This window comes from Arthrobacter sp. NPDC057013, assembly GCF_042674585.1.
GTDB lineage: Bacteria > Actinomycetota > Actinomycetes > Actinomycetales > Micrococcaceae > Arthrobacter.
Genome location: NZ_JBHUSE010000005.1, coordinates 1 through 25,356, shown reverse-complemented (window position 1 = coordinate 25,356; position 25,356 = coordinate 1). Strand labels below are relative to the sequence as shown.

The 25,356-nt window shown below is 68.7% G+C and carries 18 protein-coding genes; 11 read left to right on the top strand and 7 right to left on the bottom strand.

Features of this window, described 5'->3' with window-relative positions:
* The 5 genes from ACFTSA_RS08870 (at position 1) to ACFTSA_RS08850 (ending at position 6,103) form a co-directional block, all read left to right on the top strand.
* Complete coding sequence (locus ACFTSA_RS08870) at positions 1–798, top strand: IclR family transcriptional regulator (RefSeq protein ID WP_377950916.1); 798 nt, start codon at positions 1–3, stop codon at positions 796–798.
* A gap of 123 nt (positions 799–921) precedes the next feature.
* Positions 922–2,055, top strand: coding sequence for a cupin domain-containing protein (locus ACFTSA_RS08865; protein WP_377950915.1), 1,134 nt, complete (start codon positions 922–924; stop codon positions 2,053–2,055).
* Positions 2,052–2,876, top strand: coding sequence for a fumarylacetoacetate hydrolase family protein (locus tag ACFTSA_RS08860; RefSeq protein WP_377950914.1), 825 nt, complete (start codon positions 2,052–2,054; stop codon positions 2,874–2,876). The genes ACFTSA_RS08865 and ACFTSA_RS08860 overlap by 4 nt, the downstream gene beginning before the upstream one ends.
* Entirely contained in the window at positions 2,876–3,628 is a 753-nt protein-coding gene (locus tag ACFTSA_RS08855) for a maleylpyruvate isomerase family mycothiol-dependent enzyme (protein WP_377950913.1), read from the top strand. The genes ACFTSA_RS08860 and ACFTSA_RS08855 overlap by 1 nt, the downstream gene beginning before the upstream one ends.
* 69 nt (positions 3,629–3,697) lie before the next feature.
* Entirely contained in the window at positions 3,698–6,103 is a 2,406-nt protein-coding gene (locus ACFTSA_RS08850; protein ID WP_377950912.1) for a phosphoketolase, read from the top strand.
* A gap of 9 nt (positions 6,104–6,112) precedes the next feature.
* On the opposite strand, the gene ACFTSA_RS08845 is transcribed toward ACFTSA_RS08850, so the two are convergent.
* The 3 genes from ACFTSA_RS08845 to ACFTSA_RS08835 all read right to left on the bottom strand — a co-directional run bounded on the left by ACFTSA_RS08845 (position 6,113) and on the right by ACFTSA_RS08835 (position 9,390).
* A complete protein-coding gene (locus ACFTSA_RS08845; RefSeq protein ID WP_377950911.1) occupies positions 6,113–6,544 on the bottom strand; it encodes a VOC family protein in 432 nt (143 codons plus the stop codon).
* 126 nt (positions 6,545–6,670) lie between these two features.
* The gene (locus ACFTSA_RS08840) at positions 6,671–7,345 is read right to left on the bottom strand and encodes a response regulator (protein ID WP_377950910.1); all 675 of its coding nucleotides are present in this window, start codon (positions 7,343–7,345) and stop codon (positions 6,671–6,673) included.
* A complete protein-coding gene (locus ACFTSA_RS08835) occupies positions 7,342–9,390 on the bottom strand; it encodes a DUF4118 domain-containing protein (protein ID WP_377950909.1) in 2,049 nt (682 codons plus the stop codon). Before ACFTSA_RS08835 ends, ACFTSA_RS08840 begins: the two co-directional genes overlap by 4 nt.
* A 211-nt stretch (positions 9,391–9,601) precedes the next feature.
* Here ACFTSA_RS08835 and ACFTSA_RS08830 point away from each other — a divergent pair, with 211 nt between their 5' ends.
* Both ACFTSA_RS08830 and ACFTSA_RS08825 read left to right on the top strand, forming a co-directional pair.
* Positions 9,602–11,578 (top strand): amino acid transporter, encoded by a 1,977-nt coding sequence (locus tag ACFTSA_RS08830; protein ID WP_377950908.1) that lies wholly within the window; start codon positions 9,602–9,604, stop codon positions 11,576–11,578.
* Positions 11,579–11,648: 70 nt separating this feature from the next.
* The gene (locus ACFTSA_RS08825) at positions 11,649–12,269 is read left to right on the top strand and encodes an L-threonylcarbamoyladenylate synthase (RefSeq protein WP_377950907.1); all 621 of its coding nucleotides are present in this window, start codon (positions 11,649–11,651) and stop codon (positions 12,267–12,269) included.
* Between the two features lie 50 nt (positions 12,270–12,319).
* On the opposite strand, the gene ligD is transcribed toward ACFTSA_RS08825, so the two are convergent.
* Entirely contained in the window at positions 12,320–13,342 is a 1,023-nt protein-coding gene (gene ligD / locus ACFTSA_RS08820; protein ID WP_377950906.1) for a non-homologous end-joining DNA ligase, read from the bottom strand.
* Between the two features lie 211 nt (positions 13,343–13,553).
* Between ligD and ACFTSA_RS08815 the strand changes: the two genes are divergently transcribed.
* Both ACFTSA_RS08815 and ACFTSA_RS08810 read left to right on the top strand, forming a co-directional pair.
* Positions 13,554–15,494 (top strand): alpha-amylase family protein, encoded by a 1,941-nt coding sequence (locus ACFTSA_RS08815; protein WP_377950905.1) that lies wholly within the window; start codon positions 13,554–13,556, stop codon positions 15,492–15,494.
* Between the two features lie 184 nt (positions 15,495–15,678).
* Positions 15,679–16,362 (top strand): alpha/beta fold hydrolase, encoded by a 684-nt coding sequence (locus ACFTSA_RS08810; protein WP_377950904.1) that lies wholly within the window; start codon positions 15,679–15,681, stop codon positions 16,360–16,362.
* Between the two features lie 46 nt (positions 16,363–16,408).
* Here ACFTSA_RS08810 and ACFTSA_RS08805 read toward each other — a convergent pair whose 3' ends face one another.
* Entirely contained in the window at positions 16,409–18,589 is a 2,181-nt protein-coding gene (locus ACFTSA_RS08805) for an elongation factor G-like protein EF-G2 (RefSeq protein ID WP_377950903.1), read from the bottom strand.
* Between the two features lie 249 nt (positions 18,590–18,838).
* On the opposite strand from ACFTSA_RS08805, the gene ACFTSA_RS08800 reads away from it, so the two are divergent.
* Entirely contained in the window at positions 18,839–20,968 is a 2,130-nt protein-coding gene (locus ACFTSA_RS08800; RefSeq protein WP_377950902.1) for a glycogen debranching N-terminal domain-containing protein, read from the top strand.
* Between the two features lie 100 nt (positions 20,969–21,068).
* Positions 21,069–22,100, top strand: a complete 1,032-nt coding sequence (locus ACFTSA_RS08795; RefSeq protein ID WP_377950901.1) for a glycosyltransferase family 4 protein — start codon at positions 21,069–21,071, stop codon at positions 22,098–22,100.
* Positions 22,101–22,141: 41 nt separating this feature from the next.
* Here the strand turns inward: ACFTSA_RS08795 and hrpB are convergent, their stop codons facing one another.
* Together hrpB and ACFTSA_RS08785 are read right to left on the bottom strand one after the other, a co-directional pair.
* Positions 22,142–24,859 (bottom strand): ATP-dependent helicase HrpB, encoded by a 2,718-nt coding sequence (hrpB, locus tag ACFTSA_RS08790; RefSeq protein WP_377950900.1) that lies wholly within the window; start codon positions 24,857–24,859, stop codon positions 22,142–22,144.
* A gap of 52 nt (positions 24,860–24,911) precedes the next feature.
* Positions 24,912–25,356: HNH endonuclease signature motif containing protein (locus ACFTSA_RS08785; RefSeq protein ID WP_377950899.1), on the bottom strand; the 445-nt coding region annotated here is incomplete at its 5' end.

Sequence of the window (25,356 nt, the reverse complement as noted above, 5' to 3'; positions counted from 1 at the left end):
ATGCAGAACTTGCCGTACCGGAAGAAGCCCACGTATTCGATCGAGGCGGTGGACAACGCGCTGCAGCTCCTGCAGCTTCTCCGGGACGGGGGCAGCCTGCGGCTCAAGGACGCGGCCACTGAACTGGGGGTGGCCCCCTCCACCGCGCACCGTCTGCTGGCGATGCTGGTTTATCGGGGTTTTGCCGTGCAGGACGAAACCCGGCGCTACGTCCCCGGGCCCGCGATGGGGGCCGGTCCGGCCGGCGTCACTTGGACCCGGCTGCTGCGGAACATTGCCCGGCCGCACATGGAGCTGCTGAGCGCGCGGCTCAACGAGACCGTGAACCTCATGATCCGGGTGGGCACCAAGGTCCGGTTCCTGGAAACGGTGGAGGGCACCAGCGCCCTGCGCGTGGGTGACAGGCAGGGCACAGTCCTGCCGGCCAACAGGGCTTCGGGCGGTAAGGCGATGTTGGCAGAGCTGGATCCGGCGCTGATTGAGCAGCTGTTCCGGAGCGCCAATGCGGAAATCGGCGGCGACAGCATTCCCGACGCCCAGTACGCGGCGTTCCTGCGGGAGCTGGAAACGGTCCGCAGCAACGGCTTCGCGGCGAATTTCGAGGGCACCGAGGAGGGCATCAGCGCGCTGGGCATGGCCCTGCACAACGGAAAGGGCGAGGTGGTGGGCGCCTTCAGCGTCGCCACCCCGGTGACCAGGTTCCGCACGGTGTTCGACGCAGGGCTGGTGCCGGTCATGCTCGAAACCCGCCGGCAGCTGGAAATCGACATCGCGGCGAATCCGGCCGAACCCGGTTGAGGGCAGGCAGGTGCGAGCCGGAAAATTCTGCCTGCCAGAATATGCTGTGGTTCACAGCTGCCGTCTCCCTAATCTCGGTAGTACGCGAAGACATCATCATCCGTACCCACCGAGGAGGCCGCCGTGTCCACCAGCGCCGAGACCACGACCCATGAATCTGTTGCCGCCGCCCAGGTGGCCCCGGAGCCCACGCCGGAGGAGGCGGTGCAGCTGAAGCAGCTGTACCGCGACTTCGAGCAGGAGAACCTGATCCCGCTGTGGACCGAGATCGGTGACCTGATGCCGATGGTCCCCTCGCCCAAGGCCGTGCCGCATGTCTGGCGCTGGAACGACCTGTACCCGCTCGCTGCCCGCGCCGGTGACCTGGTTCCGGTGGGTCGGGGCGGGGAACGCCGGGCTATTGCCCTGGCCAACCCGGGGCTGGGTGGCACGCCGTATGCGACGCCGACGCTGTGGGCGGCCATCCAGTATCTGGGTGCCCGTGAGACCGCGCCCGAACACCGCCACTCCCAGAATGCCTTCCGGTTTGTCGTTGAGGGCGAAGGCGTGTGGACAGTGGTGAACGGGGATCCGGTGGCGATGCGCCGCGGCGACTTCCTGCTGACGCCGGGCTGGAACTTCCACGGCCATCACAACGACACCGACGAGCCGATGGCGTGGATCGACGGCCTGGACATCCCGTTCGTGCACTACGCCGATGCCGGTTTCTTCGAGTTCGGGACCGAGCGCGTCACCGACGAGGCGACCCCGGCCATCTCCCGGTCCGAGCGGCTCTGGGCCCACCCTGGGCTGCGCCCGCTCTCCGGCCTGGAGAACACCACCAACTCCCCGATCGCCGCGTACCGGTGGGAACACACCGACGCCGCCCTGCGCGAGCAGCTGCTGCTCGAGGACGAGGGCCACCCGGCCACCGTCTCCCAGGGCCACGCGGCAGTCCGCTACACCAACCCCACCACCGGCGGGGACGTCATGCCCACCATCCGGGCCGAATTCCACCGGCTCCGCGCCGGCGCTGCCACCGAGCCTCTGCGCGAGGTCGGCTCGAGCGTCTGGCAGGTCTTTGAAGGCACCGGCAGTGTCCTGCTCAACGGCGAACGCAGGGACCTCGCCAAGGGTGACCTCTTCGTGGTGCCGTCTTGGGCCGAATGGTCCCTTGACGCGGAATCTGACTTTGATCTGTTCCGTTTCAGTGACGCCCCCATCTTTGAACGCCTGAACTTCAACCGCACCTACACCGAAGGACGCAAGAACGCATGAGACTCCTCACCCTCCGTACTTCTGAAGGAACCACAGCCGTCCGCCAGGACGGCAGCACGCTCACCGAGATCGACGGCTTCGCCGACGTCGGAGCCCTGCTTCAGGATCCCGCCTGGGAGGCCACCGCTGCGGCGGCCAACGGTGCAACGCACGCGCTCGACGGCGCCGACCTGGCCGCCGTCGTGCCTTTCCCGGGCAAGATCATCTGCGTGGGCCACAACTACCGGAACCACATCAAGGAGATGGGCCGGGAGATCCCGGAGCACCCCACCCTGTTCGCCAAGTACCAGGAATCGCTTATCGGCCCGAACGATGACCTGGCCCTCCCGCAGGAATCCGACGCCGTGGACTGGGAGGCCGAGCTCGCCGTCGTGATTGGCAAGAAGGGCCGCCGGATCAGCGAGGCCGGCGCCGCTGACCACATCGCCGGCTACTCCGTGCTGAACGACATCAGCATGCGCGACTACCAGTTCCGCACCGTCCAGTGGCTGCAGGGCAAGACCTGGGAAAACTCCACCCCGTTCGGACCCGCCCTGGTCACCAAGGATGAGTTCAGCGCGGGGCCGCTGATGACGTCTGCCGTGGACGGCGAGATCCAGCAGAGCACCCCCACCGGGGACCTGGTCTTCACCCCGGAATTCCTGGTCTCGTACATCTCCACGATCATCACGCTGAACCCCGGTGATGTGATCGCCACCGGGACTCCCGGCGGCGTGGGCCACGCGCAGGACCCCAAGCGGTACCTGCAGGAAGGCCAGGTCCTGGTCACCACCATCGAGGGCCTGGGCCAGCTGACCAACCGCGTGGTCAAGGAGGCCTGATGGCCGCCCGGTACGATCTCGCCACCGACCCGGGCCTGCAGGAAGGACTCCTGCAGGCCCGGCGGGGCACCGCATTCTTCGCCCGCAAGCTCAACGAGCTCACCGACGCAGAGCTCGACGGCGGCTCCCTCCTGCCCGGCTGGACGCGCCGGCACGTCGTGGCACACGTCGGCTACAACGCACGGGCCATCGCCCGGCTGGTGGAATGGGCCGCGACCGGGGTGGAGACACCCATGTACCCCTCGCTGGAGGTGCGCGACCATGAGATCGACTTCGGGGCCACCCTGTCGCCGATCGCCTTGCGGAACCTGTTCGACCACTCCGCCGTGCACCTGTCCGTCGAATGGCGCGACCTGCCGGACCGGGACTGGGCCAACGAAGTCAAGACCATCCAGGGCCGCACTGTCCCGGCGACCGAAACCGTGTGGATGCGCACCCGCGAAGTCTGGATCCACGCCGTCGACCTCGGCAACGGCGCCTCCTTCGCCGACATCCCGGAACCCGTCCTCGAACGGCTCCTGCGCGACATCACCGGTGCCTGGGCTGCGCGTGGCACCGATGCGGGGCTGCTCATCAGCGTGACGGGCGCTGACCTGGTGTTCGGCGACACCGGCGCCGCTGACCCGACGGTCATCACCGGACCGCTGCCCGCCGTCGTCGAATGGGCAACGGGCCGGGGCACCGGCGGCGTCACCGCGGCCCGCGGCGCGGACGTGCTGCCTGAGGTGCCCGCCGCCCCCAAGTGGATCTGAGGGCAAGCCAAAAACACCGCGGTAGACTGTGCCGGTCAGCGCTGGAGCGGATCCGACGGAAGGCAATCCATGGGCATGGCCGGGGCAAGCGGAACGATTTCGGACGAAGAACTGGGCCTCCTGCACCGCTACTGGAGTGCAGCGAACTACCTGACGGTGGCCCAGATCTACCTTCAGGACAATGCACTGCTGCGGGAGCCGCTGCGGCCGGAGCACATCAAGCCGCGGCTGCTGGGCCACTGGGGCACGGGACCAGGGCTGTCGCTGATTTACGCGCACCTGAACCGGCTGATCAGGAACACCTCGGCCGAGGTCCTGTTCATCGCCGGACCGGGCCACGGCGGACCGTCCGTGGTGGCGAACGTCTACCTCGAAGGCACCTACTCCGAGATCTACCCGGACATCAGCCGCGACGCCGCCGGCCTGCGGCGGCTCGCCCGGCAGTTCTCGACGCCGGGCGGTGTGGGCAGCCACGTGGGCCCGGCCACCCCTGGATCGATCCACGAGGGCGGCGAGCTGGGCTATTCACTGATGCACGCCACCGGCGCGGTGCTGGACAATCCGGATCTCATCGCCGCCTGCGTGGTGGGTGACGGTGAAGCCGAGACCGGCCCGCTCGCCGCTTCCTGGACGGCGCCGTTCTTTCTCAACCCCTCGCGGGACGGCGCGGTCCTGCCCATCCTGCACCTCAACGGGGCCAAGATTTCCGGACCTACCGTCCTGGGACGCCGCTCGGACGGCGATGTTGAGGCGCTGCTGCACGCCAACGGCTGGGAGCCGGTGACCGTGTCCGGCGACCAGCCCGAGAAGGTCCATCGGGCCCTGGCCGCCGCCGTGGATGACGCTTATGCCAGCATCCGGGATATCCAGCAGGAAGCACGGGACGGCGGCCCCGGCACTAGTGAGAGCACGACGGCGGCCCGCTGGCCGGCGATCATCCTGCGCACGCCCAAGGGCTGGACGGGTCCCGAAACCGTGGACGGCAGCCCGGTGGAGGGCACGTTCCGCGCCCACCAGGTTCCCCTGTCAGGCGTCAAGGCCGACCCGGAGCATCTGGCGCTGTTGGAGCAGTGGATGCGCTCCTACCAGCCGGAATCGCTGTTCGACGACGACGGTCGGCTTGCTCCCGAGCTGGCAGCACTTGCTCCCGAAGGCAGGCTCCGGATGGGGGCGGCGCCCTGGGCCAACGGCCAGCCGTCCGTGCCTCTGGAGATTCCGGACCTCGCTCAGTATGCCGTCGACCCCGGCCAGCCGGGTTCCACCAGTATCGAAACCACCAAGCCGCTGGGCGAGCTGTTCCGCGACCTCTACACCGGGACGGCGGACAACCCCAGGTTCCGGCTGTTCTGCCCTGACGAAACCAACAGCAACAGGCTGGGCGCCGTCTTCGAGGCCACCGACCGCTGCCTCCTGCTGCCCGGGCAGGACGGGGGCGGCGATGACCACGTTTCGGCGGACGGCCGCGTGATGGAGGTGCTCTCCGAGCACCTGTGCCAGGGCTGGCTGGAAGGCTACCTGCTGACCGGCCGGCACGGGTTCTTCGCCAGCTACGAGGCGTTCGCCATGGTCAGCGCCTCCATGACCGTCCAGCACGCCAAATGGCTGCAGCACGCCCGCGAGCTGGAATGGCGCTCACCCGTGCCGAGCCTGAACATCCTGCTGACCTCCACGTGCTGGCGCAACGACCACAACGGGTTCAGCCACCAGGGACCGGGCCTGATCGACACGGTGCTGTCCCTGTCCGGCGAGGTGACGCGGATCTACCTGCCGCCGGACACGAACACACTGCTGGCAGCGGCAGAGCACGCCCTGCGCAGCAAGGACTACGTGAACCTGGTGGTCGTGGACAAGCAGTCCCATCCCCAGTACCTGACGCTGGCGGAAGCCCGCGCGCACGCCGAGGCGGGAGCGTCCCGGTGGGAGTGGGCCGGCAACGAGGACGGCGGCACTGAACCCGACGTTATTATCGCCTCCGCCGGCGACATCCCCACCGAGGAGGCACTGGCGGCGGCCTGGCTGCTGCAGCGCCACGTTGCGGATGCCACCGTGCGCGTGGTGAACGTCATGGACGCCATGGTTCTTCCGCCGCGGGACGTGCACCCGCACGGGCTCGACGATGCAACGTTCACGGCACTATTTACGGACACCTGCGAGGTGGTGGTGGCATGGCACGGCTACGCCCGCTCCTTCCACCAGCTCCTGCACGGACGGCCCAACCCGGAAAGGTTCCACGTCCGCGGTTACAGCCAGCAGGGCACCACGACTACGCCGTTCGACATGGTGGTACTCAACCGGATGAGCCGCTACCACCTGGCGCTGGAGGCACTCCGCCGGCTGCCTCGGCAGTTTGACGGCGCCGAGGGGCTGGCCGATCACTGCAACCGGCAGCTGGACGCCCACGCCGAATACATCCGGGAGCATTTCGAGGACCTGCCCGACATCCGCGACTGGGTCTGGTCGCCGCCGCGCCCGTAGATTTCGTCGCTACGAAGCAGGAGCCGCTGCAGCTCCGCTGACGTTCACCAGCCACGCGATGCCGAACTTGTCGGTGCACATGCCAAAGATGTCGCCCCAGGGAGCCTTCTCCATCGGGACGGTGACGGAACCACCGTCGCCGGACAATTTGTCGAAGTAGCCGCGCAATTCGGCCTCATCGTCGCCGCTGAGTGACACGGAGATGCTGCTCCCCGGCGAATAGTCCATGGAGTTGGGGGTGTCGGCCCCCATGAGCACGAGCCCCTTCTCCGAGGTCAGCATTCCGTGCATGATCTTGTCCGCCTCCGCTGGATCCTCACTGGCCTGGAACTCCCCGAAGGTGCTGAGCGCCAGCTCGCCGCCGAACACCGACTGGTAGAAGGTCATGGCGTCGCGGGCGTTGTCACGGAAGCTGAGGTACGGGTTGAGCAGGGTGGACACGGTCGGTTCTCCTTCGGCTGTACGTACGGCGCCCGGTGTGCGGCGCCCGGCACTACACATGTTGCCCGAATCCGGCGCCCCTTCATAGGGGTTCACGGAAGTTCACCGGCCGTTCATAAGTGCAGGTCAGGGACGGAAACGGTAGCCGACGCCGGCCTCGGTCAACAGATGGCGCGGATTACCTGTGTCCGCCTCCAGCTTGCGCCGCAGCTGGGCCATGTAGACCCGCAGGTAGTTGGCCTCCTTCTCGTAGGCGGGGCCCCACACGCTGGCCAGGATCTGCTGCTGGGTGATGAGCTTCCCGGGGTTCCGCACCAGCAGCTCGAGAATGCTCCACTCCGTGGGAGTGAGCCTTACAGGCTCGCCGTTCCGGGTGACCATCCGCCGGCCCAGGTCTACGCTGAACTCCGGCGTGTCCACCGTGGACGGCTCGGTGGCTTCCGGGGCCCGGCGCAGGAGTGCGCGAAGCCGGGCGAGAAGTTCCTCGAGCCCGAAGGGCTTGGTGATGTAGTCATCGGCACCGGCGTCGAGAGCGTCCACCTTGTCCGATGAGCCGTGACGGGCCGAGAGCACCAGCACCGGGGCGGTGCTCCAGCGGCGGAGCTCCCGGAGTACCGCCGCGCCGTCCATGTCCGGCAGTCCGAGGTCCAGGACAACAATCCCCGGCGGGTTGCGTGAGGCAGCAATCAGGGCGGCCTCACCGTCCGCGGCCGTTTCCACCGTGTAGCCGTGCGCCTGCAGCGTGATCCGCAGGGCCTTCAGCAGATGCTGGTCATCATCGACCACCAGGACGCCGGTCACTGGGCAGTCTCCTGCGGCGAAACGCCAGGTTGGGCTGCAGCAACGGCGGCTGACCGGCCGTTGAGCCCGTCAGGGCCCGCTGCGCCAACCTCTGTTGACCTATGCCCCGTCGATAGTGGAAGCCGGATGACCATGGTGAGTCCCCCGCCGGGCGTCTCCTCTGCCGCCAGGCTGCCGCCCATGGCCGAGACGAATCCCCTGGCCACGGCGAGTCCCAGGCCGACGCCGGTTGACTGGGAAAGATCGTCCAGTCGCTGGAAGGGGCGGAACATCGCCGGCACGTTGCGGTCCGGCACGCCGTGTCCGTGGTCGATGATCCGCAGTTCACCGGCCGGGTGGCCGTTGAGGACGGCGCCGCTGAGCCCGCCTGACGCCGACGTCACGGTGACGTCGGATGCCGGTGCGTATTTCACGGCGTTTTCCGCGATGTTGGCGATGACGCGCTCCAGCAGGACGGCGTCGGCATCGACGGCGGGCAGGTTCGGCGGCAGCACTACCCGCACGCTGCCCTGCGGCAGGCCGCGCAGCGCTGCCGGAACAACGTCGAGCCAGCGGACGGGCTTCAGCAGGGGGCGTACCGAGTCGGCCGTGATCCTGGACATGTCGAGGAGGTTCCCCACCAAGGCATCCAGCCGGTCCGAGCATTCGTCGATGGTTTTCAACAGCTCCTGTTGCTCCTCGGGTGTGTATGTGACGGCGGTCTGCAGGAGACCGCCGACGGCGAGCTTGATGCCGGCGAGCGGTGTGCGCAGGTCGTGCGAGACGGCCCGCAGAATGGCAGTGCGCATGGTGTTTCCCTCGGCCAGCCGCAGAACTTCCAGGCGGCTGGCGGCCAGCTGCTGGCGCTCCAGCTGGGCCAGCACGTGGGCGGCGAAGGCGCCCAGCAGGCTGCTGTCCGCGGCGGGCACCGTCCTGCCGAACAGTACCAGCCAGGTGTCGTCGTCGACCGGTTCCACGGTGTGCTCGGGTTCCACGGGGTGCCCTGCGAAGTCGGCGCCTTCCCGTTCAGAATCGGTCAGCTCGCCCGCGCTCGCGAGCAGCTTCCGCTCCGGGCTGGTCTCCCCGTCGCGTCCTGCCGCCCGGTCGCGGAAAACAGGGGCATCGCGGAAAGCCTGCGTGTCAGGGGAACCTGACCCGTTCCGAAAAGCGGGGCCGCTGTACAGCGCCGCGCCGCGGACACCGAAGACGTCCAAAGCCTGCTCCAGCAGGCTGCCCACGGTGTCCTCAGCGCGGGTGGCACCGCGGGCCAGCTCGCCGAGCGTTGCCGCCTCGGCGCGCGCCCTGGCGGCTTCCTTGGAACGCCGGGCAGACCTGTCCACCACGCCGGCCACCGCCACCGAAACGCCCACGAACACGCCCAGTGCCAGCAGGTCCTGTGGGTCCTTGATGGCCAGCTCACCCACCGGCGGCGTCGAGAAGTAGTTGACCAGCAGGCTGCTCCAGAGCGCACCCGCCACACCCGGCCAAAGGCCGCCCACGAGCGCCACGGCCACGGCCCCGGCGAGCTGGACCAGGGTGGCGGTGGCCACACTGTGCTCGATGACGGCGAGCGCCAGCTGCATCAGGATGGGAATGGCAACCGCCAGCACGAACCCGACGGCGACGCGCGCGCGGCCAAGGTCCCGCTGCCGCCTGCGGCCCGTGCCGCGCCCGGCCAGCGGATGCGGCACCACCTGCACGTCGAGGTCACCGGCGCGGCGGATGATCCGGGTCTCCGTCGCGCCGGTCAGGATCCTCGACACCGGGTGTGCCCGTGCCTGGCCGATGACCAACCGGGTGGCGCCGACATGCGACGCGAACCCGAGGAGTGCTTCGACAGGGTCGTGCGCGGCGACGGTGTGGTAGCTGCCGCCCAGGTCCACCACCAGCCTGCGCTGGGATTCGAGGGCGCTGGTTGATTCGCGCGACGCGCCCTCCGCCGAGCGGATGTGCACGGCGATCAGGTCCCCGCCGCCGGCGCCTTCCAGGACCTTGACGGCACGGCGGATCAGGACCTCCCCTTCAGGGCCTCCCGACAGGCCAATGACGATCCGTTCCCCTGTCATGAAGCCATTCTTTCACTGTCTGTCTCCTATCGGTCAGACGGCCTCTTTCCTGTCCACCGGCCCGGGCAGCACGCGTGGTGGGGTGCCTCACGCCGGCGTTAAGGATCCGTCAAGATTCCGCTCCCGGCGGTTCCGGCGTTCCTGCCCGGTGCTACGTTCGGCTTTGCCCGCTCCGATAGGCAGAGGGGGCACCACGCAGATGAAAGGCACCATGACCACCATGAGCCGCCCGCCGGCGGAACCCTCGGAGCTGCACCATACCCGCAGGCAGCGGCTTTCCAGCTGGCTGCTGCTGGGCCTTCAGGACAGCAAGGGATCCCATCAGGGGCCTGGCGGCCGCACCACGGCGCATGAGCGGAAGCATGCGTGGTGGCAGGTCATGTGCCTGACCGGCGTGGATTACTTCTCCACCCTCGGCTACCAGCCCGCCATCGCCGCGCTCGCGGCAGGCGTCATTTCCCCGCTGGCCACGCTGGTTCTGGTCGCCGTCACGCTGTTCGGCGCACTGCCGGTGTACCGCCGCGTGGCAGGGGAGAGTTCCCACGGTGAGGGATCCATCGCCATGCTGGAGCGGCTGCTCCCCCGCTGGGGCGGCAAGCTGTTTGTCCTGGTGCTGCTTGGCTTTGCGGCGACAGACTTCATGATCACCATGACGCTCTCCGCCGCCGACGCCACCGAACACCTCGTCCAGAACCCCTTTGCCCCGGCCTGGCTGCAGGGGCAGGAGGTGACAGTCACCCTCGTCCTCCTCGCACTGCTGGCCGCCGTGTTCCTGCGGGGGTTCAAGGAGGCGATCGGGATCGCCGTCGTCCTGGTGGCGATTTATCTGGGACTGAACGTCGTGGTGGTGGCGAGAGCCGCCGTCGAAACCCTGGGCCACCCGGCCGCCGTCGGAGACTGGTGGCAGGCCTTGGGGACATCCCACGGCAATCCGGTACTCGCCGTCGCCATAGCGCTGCTGGTGTTCCCGAAGCTGGCGCTGGGCCTGTCCGGCTTCGAAACCGGCGTGGCAGTCATGCCGCAGGTCCGCGGCCGGGATTCGGACACGGAGGAGCACCCGGCCGGCCGCATCGAGGGGACCCGCCGCATGCTGACCACGGCCGCGCTGATCATGAGCGCGTTCCTCATCGCCAGCAGCTTCACCACCGTAATCCTCATTCCGCCCGCCGAATTCCAGCCCGGCGGCCAGGCCAACGGACGCGCCCTCGCCTACCTGGCCCATGAATACCTGGGGAACGGGTTCGGCACGGTCTACGACCTCAGCACCATCGCCATCCTCTGGTTCGCCGGGGCGTCCGCCATGGCCGGGCTCCTGAACCTCGTGCCGAGGTACCTGCCGCGGTACGGGATGGCGCCGGAGTGGGCCAAGGCAGTCCGGCCGCTGGTTCTGGTGTTTGGCTCCATTGCGTTCCTGGTCACCATTCTTTTCGAGGCCGACGTCGATGCCCAGGGCGGCGCTTACGCCACTGGCGTGCTGGTGCTAATGACCTCGGCGGCTGTCGCCGTGGCGCTGTCCGCCCGGCGCCGCCGGCAACGGGCGCGCACCGCCGGCTTCGGGCTGGTCGCCGTGGTGTTCATCTACACGACCGTTGCGAACATTGTTGAGCGGCCCGAGGGCATCCGCATCGCCGCATTCTTCATCGCGGGCATCATCGTCATTTCGCTGCTGTCCAGGATCGGGAGGTCTTTCGAACTGCACGCCACACACGTCCGCCTCGACCGGACGGCCCTGGAGTTCGTCGCCGCGGACGAGAGCGGCCCCATCGGCATCATTGCGCACGAGCCGCGCCGGCTGACCGCGGAGGCGTACCGGGACAAGCTGACGTCAGCCATCGAGGTCAGCCACCTGCCGGTCCACTACCAGGCGCTGTTCCTGGAGGTGATCGTCGATGACTCCTCGGACTTCGAAACCGAACTGCAGGTGCACGGCGTGGTGCGGCACGGCTACCGGGTACTCGAGGTTCACGGGCCGGTGGTGCCGAACACCATCGCGTCTGTGCTCCTGCATATCCGGGACGTTACCGGGCTCATGCCGCACATCTATTTCCGCTGGACCGAGGGCAATCCGGTGGTGAACCTGCTGCGTTTCCTGTTCCTTGGGGAGGGCGAGATTGCGCCCGTCACCCGGGAGGTGCTGCGGGAAGCCGAGCCGGATGTCACCAAGCGTCCGTGGGTGCACGTCGGGTGAGTGCTGGAGTGGATCCCGTGCGGGCGTTGGCGTGCGTGCGCCGAGGGCCGCCGGGCCGTAGGCTCAACGCATGGCGAAATTCTTTGATGTCCACCCCGAGGACCCCCAGCCCCGCGCGATCTCGCAGATCGTGCAGCTCCTTCGATCGGGCGGGCTGATCGCCTACCCCACGGACTCCTGCTACGCCCTCGGAGCGCAGCTGGGCAACAAGGAGGCGCTGGACAGAATCCGGACCATCCGCCACCTGGACGACAAGCACCACTTCACGCTGGTCTGCCGGGACTTCGCCCAGCTGGGGCAGTTCGTGAACATCGGCAACGACGTGTTCCGCAGCATCAAGTCCGTCACGCCGGGCAGCTACACGTTCATCCTGCCTGCCACCAAGGAGGTTCCGCGCCGGCTGCTGCACCCCAAGAAGAAGACCGTGGGTGTGCGCATCCCTCGGCACAACTTCGTGCAGGCGCTGCTGGCCGAACTTGGCGAACCGCTGCTGTCCAGCACGCTGCTGCTGCCGGACGAGGAGGAACCGCTGACCCAGGGCTGGGAGATCAAGGAGCGCCTGGACCACGTGGTGGACGCCGTCATAGAGTCCGGCGACACGGGCGCCGAGCCAACTACCGTCGTCGACTTCTCCGGCGGCACCGCAGAAGTGGTGCGCCGCGGCACCGGCGACCCGTCCCGGTTCGAGTAGGGATTCGGTTCAGCGGCCCGCTCGACCCCGGACAGGCGTTGCCCCGCCGGTTACTCCGGCTTCTTCGCCCGGCTGGGCTGGACGCGGGGCGGCTCACCGGGCATCTTCGGATAATCGGGCGGGAACGGCAGCTCCCCCAGCCCGTTCTCGATATCGCGCTCCCACCATTCCAGCAGCGTGTCGATGGTGCCAGCGCTTGCATGCATATCCGCCCACGGGTCCCCCACCGTTTTCAGCCGGTCCGGAACGGTGAGGATGGTGAAGTCCTTGGGCCTGACATCCGCCAGTTCGTCCCAGGTGATGGGGCAGGACACGGACGCATGGGGCAGGGCACGCGGGCTGTAGGCGCCGGCGATGGTGCGGTCACGGTTGGCCTGGTTGAAGTCGACGAAGATGCGCTCCCCGCGTTCCTCCTTCCACCAGTTGGTGGTGACCTTGTCCGGCATGCGCCGCTCGAGCTCCCTTGCGGCGGCGATCACGGCGTGGCGGACGTCGAGGAACTCGCGCGTCGGCTCAATGGGGGCATAGACGTGCAGGCCGCGGTTTCCTGAGGTTTTGAGGAAGGCGTCCAGCCCTGCCTCGGCGAGCACCTTCCGCAGCTCGAGCGCGGCGGGGATGGCATCGTCGTAGTCGGTGCCGGGCTGGGGGTCCAGGTCGATCCGCAGCTGGTCCGGGTTGTCCGAGTTGTCCGCGTGGGACGGCCACGGATGAAAAACCACCGTGTTCATCTGCGCTGCCCAGACCGCCGCAGCGGGCTCGTCCAGGACCAGCATGGGATGCGAGCGCGCGCTCGGGAAGGTGACCTTGACTGTGCGGATGAAGTCCGGCGTTCCTTTCGGCGGGTTCTTGGAGAAGAACTGATCGCCGTCCACAGTGTCTGAAAACCGCTGCAGCGCCACCGGCCGGTCGCCGTTGGCCCGGATGAAGGCCTCCCCCACATCCACGAAGTAGCGCGCCAGGTCCAGCTTGGTCAGTCCCAGTTCGGGCCACAGCACCCGGCTCGGACTGGAGACGCGCATTTCCCGGGGGCCGTCGGGCCCGTCGACACTGATGGTGGTCTGTTCACTGGCCATGGGGACAACCTACCCCGCGAGGCCCGCGCCGTCAGCAGTACCCGCGCCGCGATTCGTGCCGCCGCCCATGGCCGGCGGACCGCTCAGGTGGTCCCGCCGTCGGGCCGTAAGAAACTTCTGCCTGCGCTCTGGGCAGCGGGCGGGGCCATCTGTAAGGATGAAAACACCGGGCGCCGGCAGGCGCAGAACAACCTAGAAGGAGACCCGTTCCATGGTTGAATCCCCGAGTCTGGACGCAGCCCAAGGACCATCCTCCGCTCAGGGATCCGGTGAATCCCAGTCGTTCAGCACGGTTGCCGGGCAGGCGGGCCTGGCGCCCGGCGGCCGGGACTGGGAAGAACTGGAGCAGCGCTTCGACCGCCATTTCCCCGACCTGTCCCGGCTGTTCCGTTCGCTGTACGGATCGCGGCCGGACGTTGAGGAGCAACTGGCCGCCCTGGCGCTGGAGATCGCGCGTTCCTGGCAGGAGCGTCCCGCAGAGCTGAAGGAGCTCGACGCCGGCCGTGAGGGCAATACCGAATGGTTCCAGTCCAACCGGATGCTCGGCGGCGTCTGCTACGTGGACCGGTACGCTGCCGACCTGGACGGCGTACGCGCCCGCATCCCCTATTTCAAGGAACTTGGCCTCACCTACCTGCACCTGATGCCGCTGTTCCTGGCCCCGGAGCCGCTGTCTGACGGCGGCTATGCCGTGTCCAGCTACCGCGAAGTCAACCCAAAGCTCGGCAGCATGGACCAGCTGCGGGCGCTCGCCGCCGAGCTGCGGGCCAATGGCATCAGCCTGGTGGTGGACTTCATCTTCAACCACACCTCCAACGAACACGAGTGGGCGCAGCGGGCCGCGGAGGGGGACCCGCGCTACAGCGACTACTACTGGATCTTCCCGGACCGGGCCATGCCCGACGCGTTCGAACAGAACGTGCGTGAGATCTTCCCGGAGGACCATCCCGGCTCCTTTGTGCAGCTGCCGGACGGCCGGTGGGTCTGGGCCACGTTCCACACCTTCCAGTGGGACCTGAACTATTCCAACCCCGAGGTGTTCCGTGCCATGGCGGGGGAAATGCTGTTCTTGGCCAACCTGGGCGTGGACATCCTGCGGATGGACGCGGTGGCCTTCATCTGGAAGCAGCTGGGCACGTCATGCGAAAGCCGTCCCGAGGCGCACACCCTGTTGCAGGCATTCAACGCCGTGTGCCGGCTGGCCGCGCCGTCACTGCTGTTCAAGTCGGAGGCGATCGTGCACCCGGACGAAGTGGCACTGTACATCGATCCGGCAGAATGCCAGCTCTCCTACAACCCGCTGCAAATGGCGCTGACCTGGGAAGCCCTGGCCACGCGCAACGTGTCGCTGCTGGCCCAAGCCCTGGAGCGGCGTCACAACATTGCAGCAGGCACTTCCTGGGTGAACTACGTGCGGAGCCACGATGACATCGGCTGGACGTTCGCCGATGAGGACGCGGCCGAGGTCGGCATCAACGGCTTCGACCACCGCAGGTTCCTGAACTCTTTCTACGTCAACCGTTTCCCCGGCAGCTTCGCCCACGGTGTCCCGTTCCAGGACAACCCGCGGACCGGCGACTGCCGCATCTCCGGCACCACGGCGTCGCTGTGCGGCCTGGAGGACGGGTCGGCCGAGGCCATCCGCCGCGTCTTGCTCACCCATTCGGTGGCCTTCAGCACCGGCGGCATCCCGCTGCTGTACCTGGGCGACGAGGTGGGGCAGCTCAACGATTATGGCTATGCGCAGGAGGAAGGCCACGAGACGGACAGCCGATGGGTGCACCGCCCGCAATTCCCGGCCGAAAAATACGCGAGGCGCCTCGACCCGGCCACACCGGAGGGCGCGGTGTATGCGGGGCTCCGGCGGCTGACAGAGGTCCGCGCGGCCACCCCCGAACTGGCCGGCACCCGCCTCGTTCCGTTCACCACGAACAACCCCGCCGTGCTGGGATACCAGCGGCCCGGCGAGGGCACGGTGGTCCTGGCCCTGGCCAACTTCAGTGACGGGCCGCAGGTGGTGGCCGCAGAAACGCTGTCCGGGTTCGCGGCCGAAGCCATGGACCTGTTTTCGGAAGAGCCGGTGCGGATCGACGAGGGGCTGGTGCTGCTGCCACAGGACTACACCTGGCTCCGGGTGGTCCCGGCCCGCTAACCGACCTACTTGCGCCCAGGGCATCCGCTGGAGACTTTCGCCTGTCTGCGCCCGGGCTGTGCGTCCTGAACAGCTGTACATCCCGACCGCTGTGCACGACGCTGGTGTCCCGCTGTGCGTCCGGTCCCGACCGTCCAGACCTGACCGTCCTGACCTGCCATGTCGGATCGGGCATGATGGAGTCATGCCCACCGCTGACTCGCCCATCACCATTGCCGTCGGCGACGGCCACGTCTCCGGCGCCTATGCGCGGCCGGCCAGTCCGTTCGCAACGCTCGTTCTGGCCCACGGCGCCGGCGCCGGCATGGACCATCCGTTCATGCGCGGGTTCACCGGTGCACTGAACGACGACGGCGTCGCCACCCTGCGCTTCAACTTCCCCTACCGCGAGGCGGGGCGGAAATTCCCAGACCGTCCGCCGGCCGCGATCGCCGCTTGGCGGGCTGCGATGGCCGAGTCAGCCGCCCGGGCAGAATCCGCCGGGGGCACTGAGCCGGTGTGGGCGGCCGGGAAGTCGTTCGGCGGCCGGATGGCGTCCATGGCGGTGGCCGAGGGAATGCAGGCCGCCGGCCTGATCTATCTCGGCTATCCGCTGCACCCGCCAGGCAAGCCGGAGAAGCTGCGCGACGAGCACCTCTACGGACTAAAAAATCCGATGCTTTTCCTGCAGGGGACGCGCGACACGTTCGCCACCCGCGAGCTGCTGGAGGGCGTGGTGTCCCGGATCGGACCGACCGCTGCGCTGCAGTGGTGCGAGGGCGGCGACCACTCGTTCGCCGTTGCCGGAAACAAGCGCACGGCCGAGGACATCGGTGCCTCGCTGGCGGCGCCGGTCGCTGCGTTCATGCGGACCAACGGGCCCGCCTGACGCCCGGCGCCCGTTGCTTCCCGGCCGGCCCCGCCGGCCAGGCACGTCAGGCGTTCGCCGCTGCCGGTGCCACGTTGCCCGGGACGGGTTCGTGCCGCAGGTAGCTGCGGCGGAACCGCCCAGTGCCGGCGGTCAGCGCCCGCAATTGGACCGCATACCGGAGAAGCTCTCCGTCCGGGACCTCGGCGGTGACCTCCGTGAAATCCCCGCCGGACGACGTCGTGCCCGTGAGGCGGCCACGGCGGGACGACAGGTCGCTCATGACGGCCCCCACGTATTCGTCCGGGATGCTGATGGTGACGGAAGAGACCGGCTCCAGCAGCTGGATGCGGCCGGCGGCTGCGGCCTCGCGCAGGGCAAGCGCGCCGGCGGACTGGAACGCGGCGTCCGAGGAGTCAACGCTGTGGGCCTTGCCGCCCACCAGGGTCACCCGGATGTCCACGACCGGGAAGCCGGCGGAAACGCCCTTCTGCATCTGCGCCCGCACGCCCTTCTCCACCGAGCCAATGAACTGGTTCGGCACCACACCGCCCACGGTCTTGTCCACAAACTCGAAGCCCGCGCCCCGGTCGAGCGCCTCCACCTCGATGTCGCAGATCGCGTACTGGCCGTGGCCGCCTGACTGCTTGACGTAGCGCCCGTGCCCGGCGGCCGGCGCGGCGAAGGTCTCGCGCAGCGGCGTCACCACGGGCACGGTCTGCAGCTTCACGCCCTGGTCCCGCAGCCGGTCCAGCACCACTTCGCCGTGGGCTTCACCCATGCACCACAGGATCAGCTGGTGGGTTTCCGAGTTCCGTTCCACCCGGAGGGTCGGGTCGCCGGCGGCCACCTTGCCCAGGCTCTTGGCCAGGGCGTCCTCGTCGCTGCGGGTGGCGGCCTCGACGGCGACCGGCATGAGCGGCTCTGGCATGTCCCACGCGGTAATCAGCAGCGGGGCGTCCTTCGCTGACACGGTATCGCCCGTCTCGGCGCTGCCCAGCTTGGTGATGGCGCAGATGTCGCCGGCCACGCTGAACGGAACGGGCTTCAGGCTTGCTCCCATTGGGGAGTAGAGGTGGGTAAGGCGCTCGTCGCTGTCGTGGTCCTCATGGCCGCGTTCGGCCAGGCCGCGGCCGCTGACGTGCACGGCCGAATCCTCGCGCAGCGTGCCGGAGAAGACGCGCACCAGGCAGACCCGTCCCAGGAACGGGTCCATGGTGGTGCGAACCACCTCACCGGCCAGCGGCCCGTCGGGATCGCAGGACAACGGCCCGGCCGGTTCCCCGGAGAGGTCCGTTACGTCCGGGACGGCACGCTCCAAGGGGGTCGGGAAAGCCCGGGTCAGCATGTCCAGCAGCTCGGTGATCCCAAGGCCCGTTTCCGCCGAGGTAGGCAGGACGGGGAAGAACGATCCGCGCGCCACAGCCGTCTCGAGGTCACCCACCAGGACATCGACGTCGATGTCCTCCCCGCCAAGGTAACGGTCCATCAGGGACTCATCCTCGCTCTCGGAAATGATGCCCTCGATCAGCGTGCCGCGCTCGGACTCGGCGGCGGCGAGCTCATCGGCGCTGGCTTCCCGGACCGCTGGTTCCGGGGATTCGCCGCCGTACTCCGAGACCTGACCTGAAAGTAGCCCCAGCAGTCCCGTCACGCCACCGTTCCGGCTCACCGGCAGGTAGGCGGGCACCACCGACGGGCCGAACGCGCTCTGGCAGGCGGCCAGGGCGGCGTCGAAATTCGCCCGCGGGTGGTCAAGCCGGCTGACCACCACGGCCCGCGGCGTATCCAGCTGTGCGCACTCTGCCCACAGCGCGGTGGTGGCGGCATCGATGCCGTCCACGGCCGACACCACGAACAGTGCCGCGTCTGCGGCACGCAACCCGGCCCGCAGCTCGCCGGTGAAGTCCCCGTAGCCCGGCGTGTCCAGCAGGTTCACCTTCACGCCGTCGTAAATCAGCGGCGCCACGGAAAGGACCACGGAGCGCTGCTGGTGGATCTCGGACGGTTCCGCGTCGCTGACCGTGTTGCCGTCAACAATGGAACCCATCCGCGGTATGGTTCCGGTGGCGGCGAGCAGCGCCTCGAGGAGCATCGTCTTGCCGGCCCCGGAGTGCCCCACCAGCGCGACGTTGCGGATGCCCTCCGGCCTGTCTACCGGTGCTCCGGCGGACGCGTCCGTCCGCCGGAGATCGGAACTGCCGCGGCCGGGGCCCTTGCCCCGGCCATTAGTACCTCTTGCCGACATGACCATCTCCCGGCGTGCTAGTCGTAAGCCGCCAAGCGGCCTTAGTAAGAAGATTCGACACCTAAAGCTGCTGTTCAGCAAGGGGTCAGGACGCCTTACCGGAGTCCGACGGTGCGCCGGGGCCGCTCCCGGCCCCCGGCCGGTCCGGCAGGGAATAACCGTTGCGGCGTCCTCACGGTAGGGGGACGATGGATAACGTGGCCGCACGGGCCGGCCCATGCCATCCGACTAGTCGCCAGGGAGCAGTCGATGAGTGCGTGGAATGAAAATATCGGTGCAGGATCATCCGGTCTGACAGCAGTAACAGTGGTGGAAGGCTCCTCCTTCTGCATCTCGGCCGAGAGCGGGGACGTGCTTCCCGGCCAGCCGCAGGGCGCCTTTTACCAGGACACCCGGATTCTGTCCCGCTGGCAGTTAACGGTCGACGGCGTTCCTCTCGAGCCGCTGTCCGGCCAGACCCGTGAGCCCTACCGGGCGGTCTTCGTCGGCAGGCCCCGCGGGGCCAACGGTGCGGTGGAGAGCCCGCTGGTGGTGGAACACAGCCGGCAGGTCGGGCCCGGCCTGCGTGACGACATCAAGATCCACAATTACTCGGAACAGCCGCGGACCTGCCGGATCCAGATCAGGGTGGATGCAGACCTGAGCGACCTGTTCGACGTCAAAGGCGGAAAGGTGGTGCCGTCCGCCGAGCACAGCCGCAAGGTTCGGACCGACGCCCTGCAGATTGACGCCATACGCAACGGAGTCCACCGCGGCGTGGTCATCAGCGCCGCGGGCGCCGCGGTCTCCGAGGATGCCCTGACGTTCGACGCCGAACTGGCCCCCCGCGGCTTGTGGACCGCCACCGTGCTCACCACACCCCTGATTGACGGCACGGGACCGGAGCAGCCGTTCACGCATGAGTCGGCTCCGCACGTGGGCGCCCAGCGCTACGCCGCATGGGAGGAACATGTTCCCCGGCTGACCGTGACGGACAAGAACGTGGAGAAGGTCCTTACCCGCAGCCAGGAGGATCTGGGTGCCCTCCGGATCTTCGATCCCGACCACCCGGAGCGGGCAGCAGTGGCCGCCGGCGCCCCGTGGTTCATGGCACTCTTCGGCAGGGACTCCATCCTGTCCTCCTACATGGCGCTGCCCGTGGATCCGAAGCTGGCCACGGGCACCCTCCAGACGCTGGCATCACTGCAGGGCGAGAAGGTCGACCCGGACACCGAGGAGGAGCCAGGGAGGATCCTGCACGAGGTGCGGCTGGGCGTCACCGCCGGACTCGCACTCGGCGGCAGCCAGGCGTACTACGGAACCGCGGATGCGACGCCCCTGTTCGTGTTGCTGCTGGGGGAGCTGGGACGCTGGGGGCTGGCGGCCGACCTGCTGGACTCGCTCCTGCCACACGCCGACCGGGCGCTGGATTGGGTGGAGCACTACGGCGACCGCGACGGCGACGGCTTCGTGGAGTACCAGCGCGCCAACGAGCACGGGCTGCTGAACCAGGGCTGGAAGGACTCCTGGGACGGCATCAACTTCGCAGACGGCCGGATGGCGGAGCCTCCGATCGCACTGTGTGAGGTGCAGGGCTATGTCTACAGCGCCTACTTGGGACGCGCGCTGCTTGCCCAGCAGCTGGGCGACGAGGAGACCGCGGCCAGGTGGAACCGCCGCGCCGCTGATATCAAGGCCGAGTTCAACGAGAAGTTCTGGCTCCCGGAGCGGGGCTACTTTGCCGTTGCCCTGGACAAGGACAAACGCCCGGTGGATGCCTGTGCGTCCAACATGGGCCACTGCCTCTGGGTGGGCATCGTCGACGCGGACAAGGCGCCCCAGGTGGCCAAGCGGCTGATGTCGCCGGAGATGTTCACGGGATGGGGAATCCGGACGCTCGCCTCGGACATGGGCGCCTACAACCCGGTCAGCTACCACAACGGTTCGGTGTGGCCGCACGACACAGCCCTGGTGGCAGCCGGGCTCATGCGCTATGGGTTCGTCGAGGAGGCGACGCGCATTGCCACGGGCCTGTTTGACGCGGCGGAACAGTTCGACGGACGGCTGCCGGAACTCTTCTGCGGATTCTCCCGGGACGATTTCCCCGATCCCGTGCCCTTCCCCACGTCCTGCTCTCCGCAGGCCTGGGCCTCGGCGGCACCGGTGCACCTGATGCGGACGCTTCTGCGCTTCGATCCCCTGCTTCCCCGCGAGGAGGTCTGCCTGGCCCCGGTTCTGCCCTCCGGGTTCGGCAGCTTCCGCGCCGATAACGTGCAGATGGATCATTCCCGGATTACCCTGACCGCCACCGGTAGGGAGGGTTCCATTGAGGGCCTGCCGCCGGGCCTGACCGTGCTCAACCAGCCCCGGCCGCCGCTGGAGCGGCTGATGGCGCCGTGACAATCATGGCGCAGTAGCGCCGGCTGACGGTCCCAACCACAACTGAATGGTCTCAGTAGTTAATCGGTCTCAGTAGATCCGGACGACAAGGGAGTTGCGGATGCGTATCGGTTTAATTGCGGGGCCTTGGTACCCGATTCCCCCGGCCGGTTACGGAGGCATCGAACTGGTGGTCGACGCCTTGGCGAGGGGATTTTCCAGGGCGGGCCACGAGGTGCTGCTCGCCGCCGCCTCGGACAGCACCTGCCCGGTGGAACGGCTTCCCGGAATGCGTTCCTCCGAACCCGACTTCGTTGGCTTCACTTCCTCGGAGCTCAGCCACGTCATCAACGCGTATGCCGGCATGGACGGCATGGTGGACCTGGTCCATGACCACACCCTGGCCGGCCCGCTCTACCGGGGGCGCCCGGAGGGACTGCCGGTCGTGACAACCATTCACAGCGACCTGTCCCCCTCATTCGCCGCCGTGTATGGCGCAGCCGCCCGGGACACAACGCTGATCGCCATCTCCAAAAGCCAGGTCAGCAGCGTGCTGGCGGACCGCGTCGCGGCCATCATCCCGCATGGCATGGAGGTGGCCGCTGTTCCGATGGGGCACGGGCGGGGCGGCTACGCGTGTTTCCTTGGCCGGATGTGCCCCGACAAAGGCGTGATGGAGGCCATCAGGGTGGCCCAGCTGGCGGGGATTCCGCTGCGGATAGCGGCGAAGATGCGGGAACCCGCCGAGGTGCAGTACTACCACGATGTCGTGAAGCCGCTGCAGGGTCCCGGCGTGGAGTTCCTGGGCGAGGTGGGCGGCGCAGAGAAGTATGAACTGCTAGGAGAAGCCATCGCCCTGCTCAATCCCATCCAGTGGATGGAGCCGTTCGGGCTGGTGATGATCGAGGCGATGGCCACCGGCACACCCGTCGTCGCCACCCCGATGGGTTCAGCCCCCGAGATCGTTGACAACGGCGTGAGCGGCTACCTGGCTTCCTCGCCGGAAGACCTGGCCGGCCTTCTGCAGCGCGCGGCGGACCTGGACCGCGGGGCCGTCCGGGTCCAGGCCGAAGACCGTTTCAGCACCGAGCGCATGGTGGATGCCCATCTGGCACTGTACGCGCGGCTGACCGGCGTGACGTCGGCGCGCTAGTCATTTTGGCGCCGTAGTGCAGCAGGTCGATCACTTCCGCGTCATTTCCGCGCTTTGGTCCGGGCGGTCGCCGTCGCGGTCCAGGGGTCCTCGGGCCAGGGGTGCTTCGGGTAGCGGCCCCGCATCTCGGCGCGTACCTGCGCGTAAGGCCCGGACCAGAACGAGGCGAGGTCGTCCGTGACGGCCAGCGGCCGCCGGGCCGGCGACAGCAGATGGAACTGCACCGCCACCCTTCCGCCGGCCAGCATAGGCGTCCGGTCCCAACCAAAGCATTCCTGGAGCTTGACGGCGACTACCGGCCTGCCGCCGTCGTCCCCCGCGTCCGGATAGTCGATCCGCACGCGGGAGCCGCTGGGCACCTCAAGGAATTCGGGCGCGAGCTCGCCGAGCCGCGCGGCGTCGGGCCACGGCAGGAGCCGCCGCAGCGGGTCGGTGAGGTCAATGCCGGAGGTTGCGGCGCCACCGGCCAGCGCCTCCAGCTCCGGCCCCAGCCAGTCGTCGAGCCGGTCCAGCAGCGCCTGTTCGGACATGTCCGGCCAGGGCAGGCCAAGTTCCCGGTGGAGCAGGGCGAGCCGGCGGCGCAGCGCATCTGCCGCCGTCGACCATCCGATGGCTCCCAGCCCCTGGTCCGCCAAAGCCCGGGCGACGGCGGCGCGGCCATCACCTGCCGACGCCCGGACCGGCGTGGAGGAGAGCTGGATGGCACCCAATCGCCGCTCCCGGCGGGCTGTCACCCGACCCTCGCCAAATGTTGCTTCCACTGAGTCGAGCAGCAGGTGCGCCGCGGCGGCCTCGGCTGTCTCCGCCGTCAGCGGTGCGGCGGAGCGGATCACGGCGCCGGTCCCGGCGGCGTCCCGGCCTTCTGCGCGCGCCACCTCGGCTACGGCCAGCCATTCGTGTCCGGCGAGCGGGCTGCCGATGGGAAGGCCGGCCCGCGTGCCGGAGGTCAGCAGGTAGCGCTCGGGCCCGTCGCCGGGGACCCGGCGGGCCACCCGGTCCGGGAACGCCAGCGCCACCACCAGGCCGATCTGTTCGGCTGTTCCCGCCGGCACGTCGAGCACTGGGACCTCCACAGAGGGAAGTCCGACGCCGGGCGGCGCCTGGCGTGCCAGGGTGTCCAAGCGCCGTGCCTCCTCGGCCCAGCGCCTGGAGGCGGGATCCTTGCCGGAGCGGAGTGCGGACACCAGCCGCGGCAGGTCGGCACCAGTAGCGCGCTGGTCCCCTGCGACGGCGGCGACAACCTCTGCTGCCAACCTGTGCCCCAGCAGCGCAGACCCGACGAGCAGGGCACGTCCCAGCCGGGGGTCGGCGGGGATGCGCGCCAGGGCTTTTCCCAAGTCCGTGGCCAGGCCGTCCTCCCCCACCGCACCGAGCTCCCGCAGCACCTCTTCGGCGTCGCCCATCGCTGCCTGCGGCGGGGCGTCGGGCAGGGCCAGCCCGCGGCCGCCCGGTGAACCCCAGCACGCGAGGATCAAGGCGGCAGCCGCCAGTTCGGACACGGCGATCTCGGGCGTCTGGTGTGCAGGCGCTGCACCGAGGGTCTTCTGGTCGTAGCAGCGGACCACCTTCCCCGGCCCCAGCCGCGCAGCCCGTCCGGCGCGCTGTTCCGCTGAGGCCCGCGAGCAGGAGACGGTGACCAGGCCGGTCATGCCGCGGCCGGCGTCGCGGCGCGGCTCGCGGGACAGCCCCGCGTCGACCACCAGCCGGACGCCAGGCACCGTCAGGGAGGATTCGGCGAGGCCGGTGGACACGATGATCCGGGCGGGTTCCCCTGGCTTCCGACCGGACACGGCCCGGTCCTGGGCTGCCGGACTGACCTGGCCGTGCAGTTCAAGGATTTCGACGCCGGGAGCCACCCGGGTGCGCAGCCGTCCCGCCACGTGGGACACCTCCCAGGCGCCCGGCAGGAACACCAGGGCGTCGGTGCCGGGATCTGCGGCAAGGGCTGCCGCGTAGGACGCCGCGGCAGTGTCCGCCACATGGTCGAGGAAAGCGCGGGTCACGCCGCGAGCGTCGATCCGCGCAACGGGCGCAGGCGCCCAGGCTGTTTCCAGCGGGTGAAGAGCGGAAGGGCAGTCGACGACGGGAGCCGGGCCGCCTCCGTCGTCCTCGCTTTGCGCCCCGTCGGGGTCCGGGTGGGGGCCAGGGTCCGAACCAAGCAGCGCCGCGAACCGCGGCGCGTCCAGGGTTGCGGACATGGCGACGAGCATAAGGTCGCCGCGCAGCTGGCGCACCTCCGCAAGCAGGCCCAGCAGGAGATCGGTTTCCAGGCCGCGTTCGTGCACCTCATCGAGAATGACGGCGTCGGTGCCTTCGAGGCCGGGATCGGCCAGCAGGCGGCGCAGCAGGATGCCCGGAGTCACGAACTCAATCAGGGTGGCCGGGCCGGCCTGCCGTTCGCCGCGGACGGTGTAGCCCACCCTTTCCCCCAGCTTCGTCCCGTCCAAGGCTGCGAGGCGCCGCGCGGCGGAGCGGGCGGCGACCCGGCGCGGCTGCGTCACCACGATGCGCGGCCCGCCGCCGTTTGCGGCAGCCTGTGCAAGGTTGGCGACCAATGGCGGGACCAAGGTTGTTTTTCCGGTGCCCGGCGGGGCCTGGACCACCGCAGTTCCGCCGTCGCCCTGCCTTGCCAGCACACTGGCCAGCTCCGCCAGCGAGTCCGCAAAGACCAGCCCGGAGCCGATAGCTTTGAGGTTGAACGGCGCGGGCTGGGCCAGGGCGCCTAGTGGGGCGTCTTGCGGTAGGGGTGCGGAAGTCACTCTCCCATTGTGCCGGTGGCGGCGGCAGGACCTCGCACGCGTGCACGTCTTCCTAGGCGGCTATGGATGACCAATAAGGCCATGGATCCGCAGGTAGCGGTGGGTCAACGCCGGCGATATCCATCGGGCTCTCAACATCGTCAAGGTCGTCCGGAGGTTCCGATGCGTCGGGCCGGTTCGGTGGCATGGGGCAGTCGTCGTTGAGTGGAGGTCCGGGCAAATCCTGCCAACCCTGACCGGGTGGCGGTTCCCGCCGGTCTTGGCCGTTCAGCAGTTCTGGCCAGGTGGGTGGTTCCCAGTCCTGGTACTCGGCCTTGTAGATCCGTCCCATGGGTGAGGTCCAGCCCGGTGGGGTGGCGCGGGTGGCGCCGACTGGTTGCCAAGCCGTACAGTGTTTGAGTCTGTGGTGTTTGGGGCAGGGTTGGCCGAGGTTGGCGACGCCGGTGCCGCCGCCGTCGGCCCAGGCGAGGATGTGGTCGGCGTCGTTGTCCAGGGAG

Bases quoted from the DNA above. Each gene is read 5' to 3' on its own strand.
- ACFTSA_RS08850 (WP_377950912.1), top strand. From the start codon at position 3,698: ATGGGCATGGCCGGGGCAAGCGGAACGATTTCGGACGAAGAACTGGGC.
- ACFTSA_RS08800 (WP_377950902.1), top strand. From the start codon at position 18,839: ATGAGTGCGTGGAATGAAAATATCGGTGCAGGATCATCCGGTCTGACA.
- ACFTSA_RS08810 (WP_377950904.1), top strand. From the start codon at position 15,679: ATGCCCACCGCTGACTCGCCCATCACCATTGCCGTCGGCGACGGCCAC.
- ACFTSA_RS08795 (WP_377950901.1), top strand. From the start codon at position 21,069: ATGCGTATCGGTTTAATTGCGGGGCCTTGGTACCCGATTCCCCCGGCC.
- ACFTSA_RS08830 (WP_377950908.1), top strand. From the start codon at position 9,602: ATGACCACCATGAGCCGCCCGCCGGCGGAACCCTCGGAGCTGCACCAT.
- ACFTSA_RS08815 (WP_377950905.1), top strand. From the start codon at position 13,554: ATGGTTGAATCCCCGAGTCTGGACGCAGCCCAAGGACCATCCTCCGCT.
- ACFTSA_RS08860 (WP_377950914.1), top strand. From the start codon at position 2,052: ATGAGACTCCTCACCCTCCGTACTTCTGAAGGAACCACAGCCGTCCGC.
- ACFTSA_RS08835 (WP_377950909.1), bottom strand. From the start codon at position 9,390: ATGACAGGGGAACGGATCGTCATTGGCCTGTCGGGAGGCCCTGAAGGG.
- ACFTSA_RS08870 (WP_377950916.1), top strand. From the start codon at position 1: ATGCAGAACTTGCCGTACCGGAAGAAGCCCACGTATTCGATCGAGGCG.
- ACFTSA_RS08805 (WP_377950903.1), bottom strand. From the start codon at position 18,589: ATGTCGGCAAGAGGTACTAATGGCCGGGGCAAGGGCCCCGGCCGCGGC.
- ACFTSA_RS08855 (WP_377950913.1), top strand. From the start codon at position 2,876: ATGGCCGCCCGGTACGATCTCGCCACCGACCCGGGCCTGCAGGAAGGA.
- ligD (WP_377950906.1), bottom strand. From the start codon at position 13,342: ATGGCCAGTGAACAGACCACCATCAGTGTCGACGGGCCCGACGGCCCC.
- ACFTSA_RS08825 (WP_377950907.1), top strand. From the start codon at position 11,649: ATGGCGAAATTCTTTGATGTCCACCCCGAGGACCCCCAGCCCCGCGCG.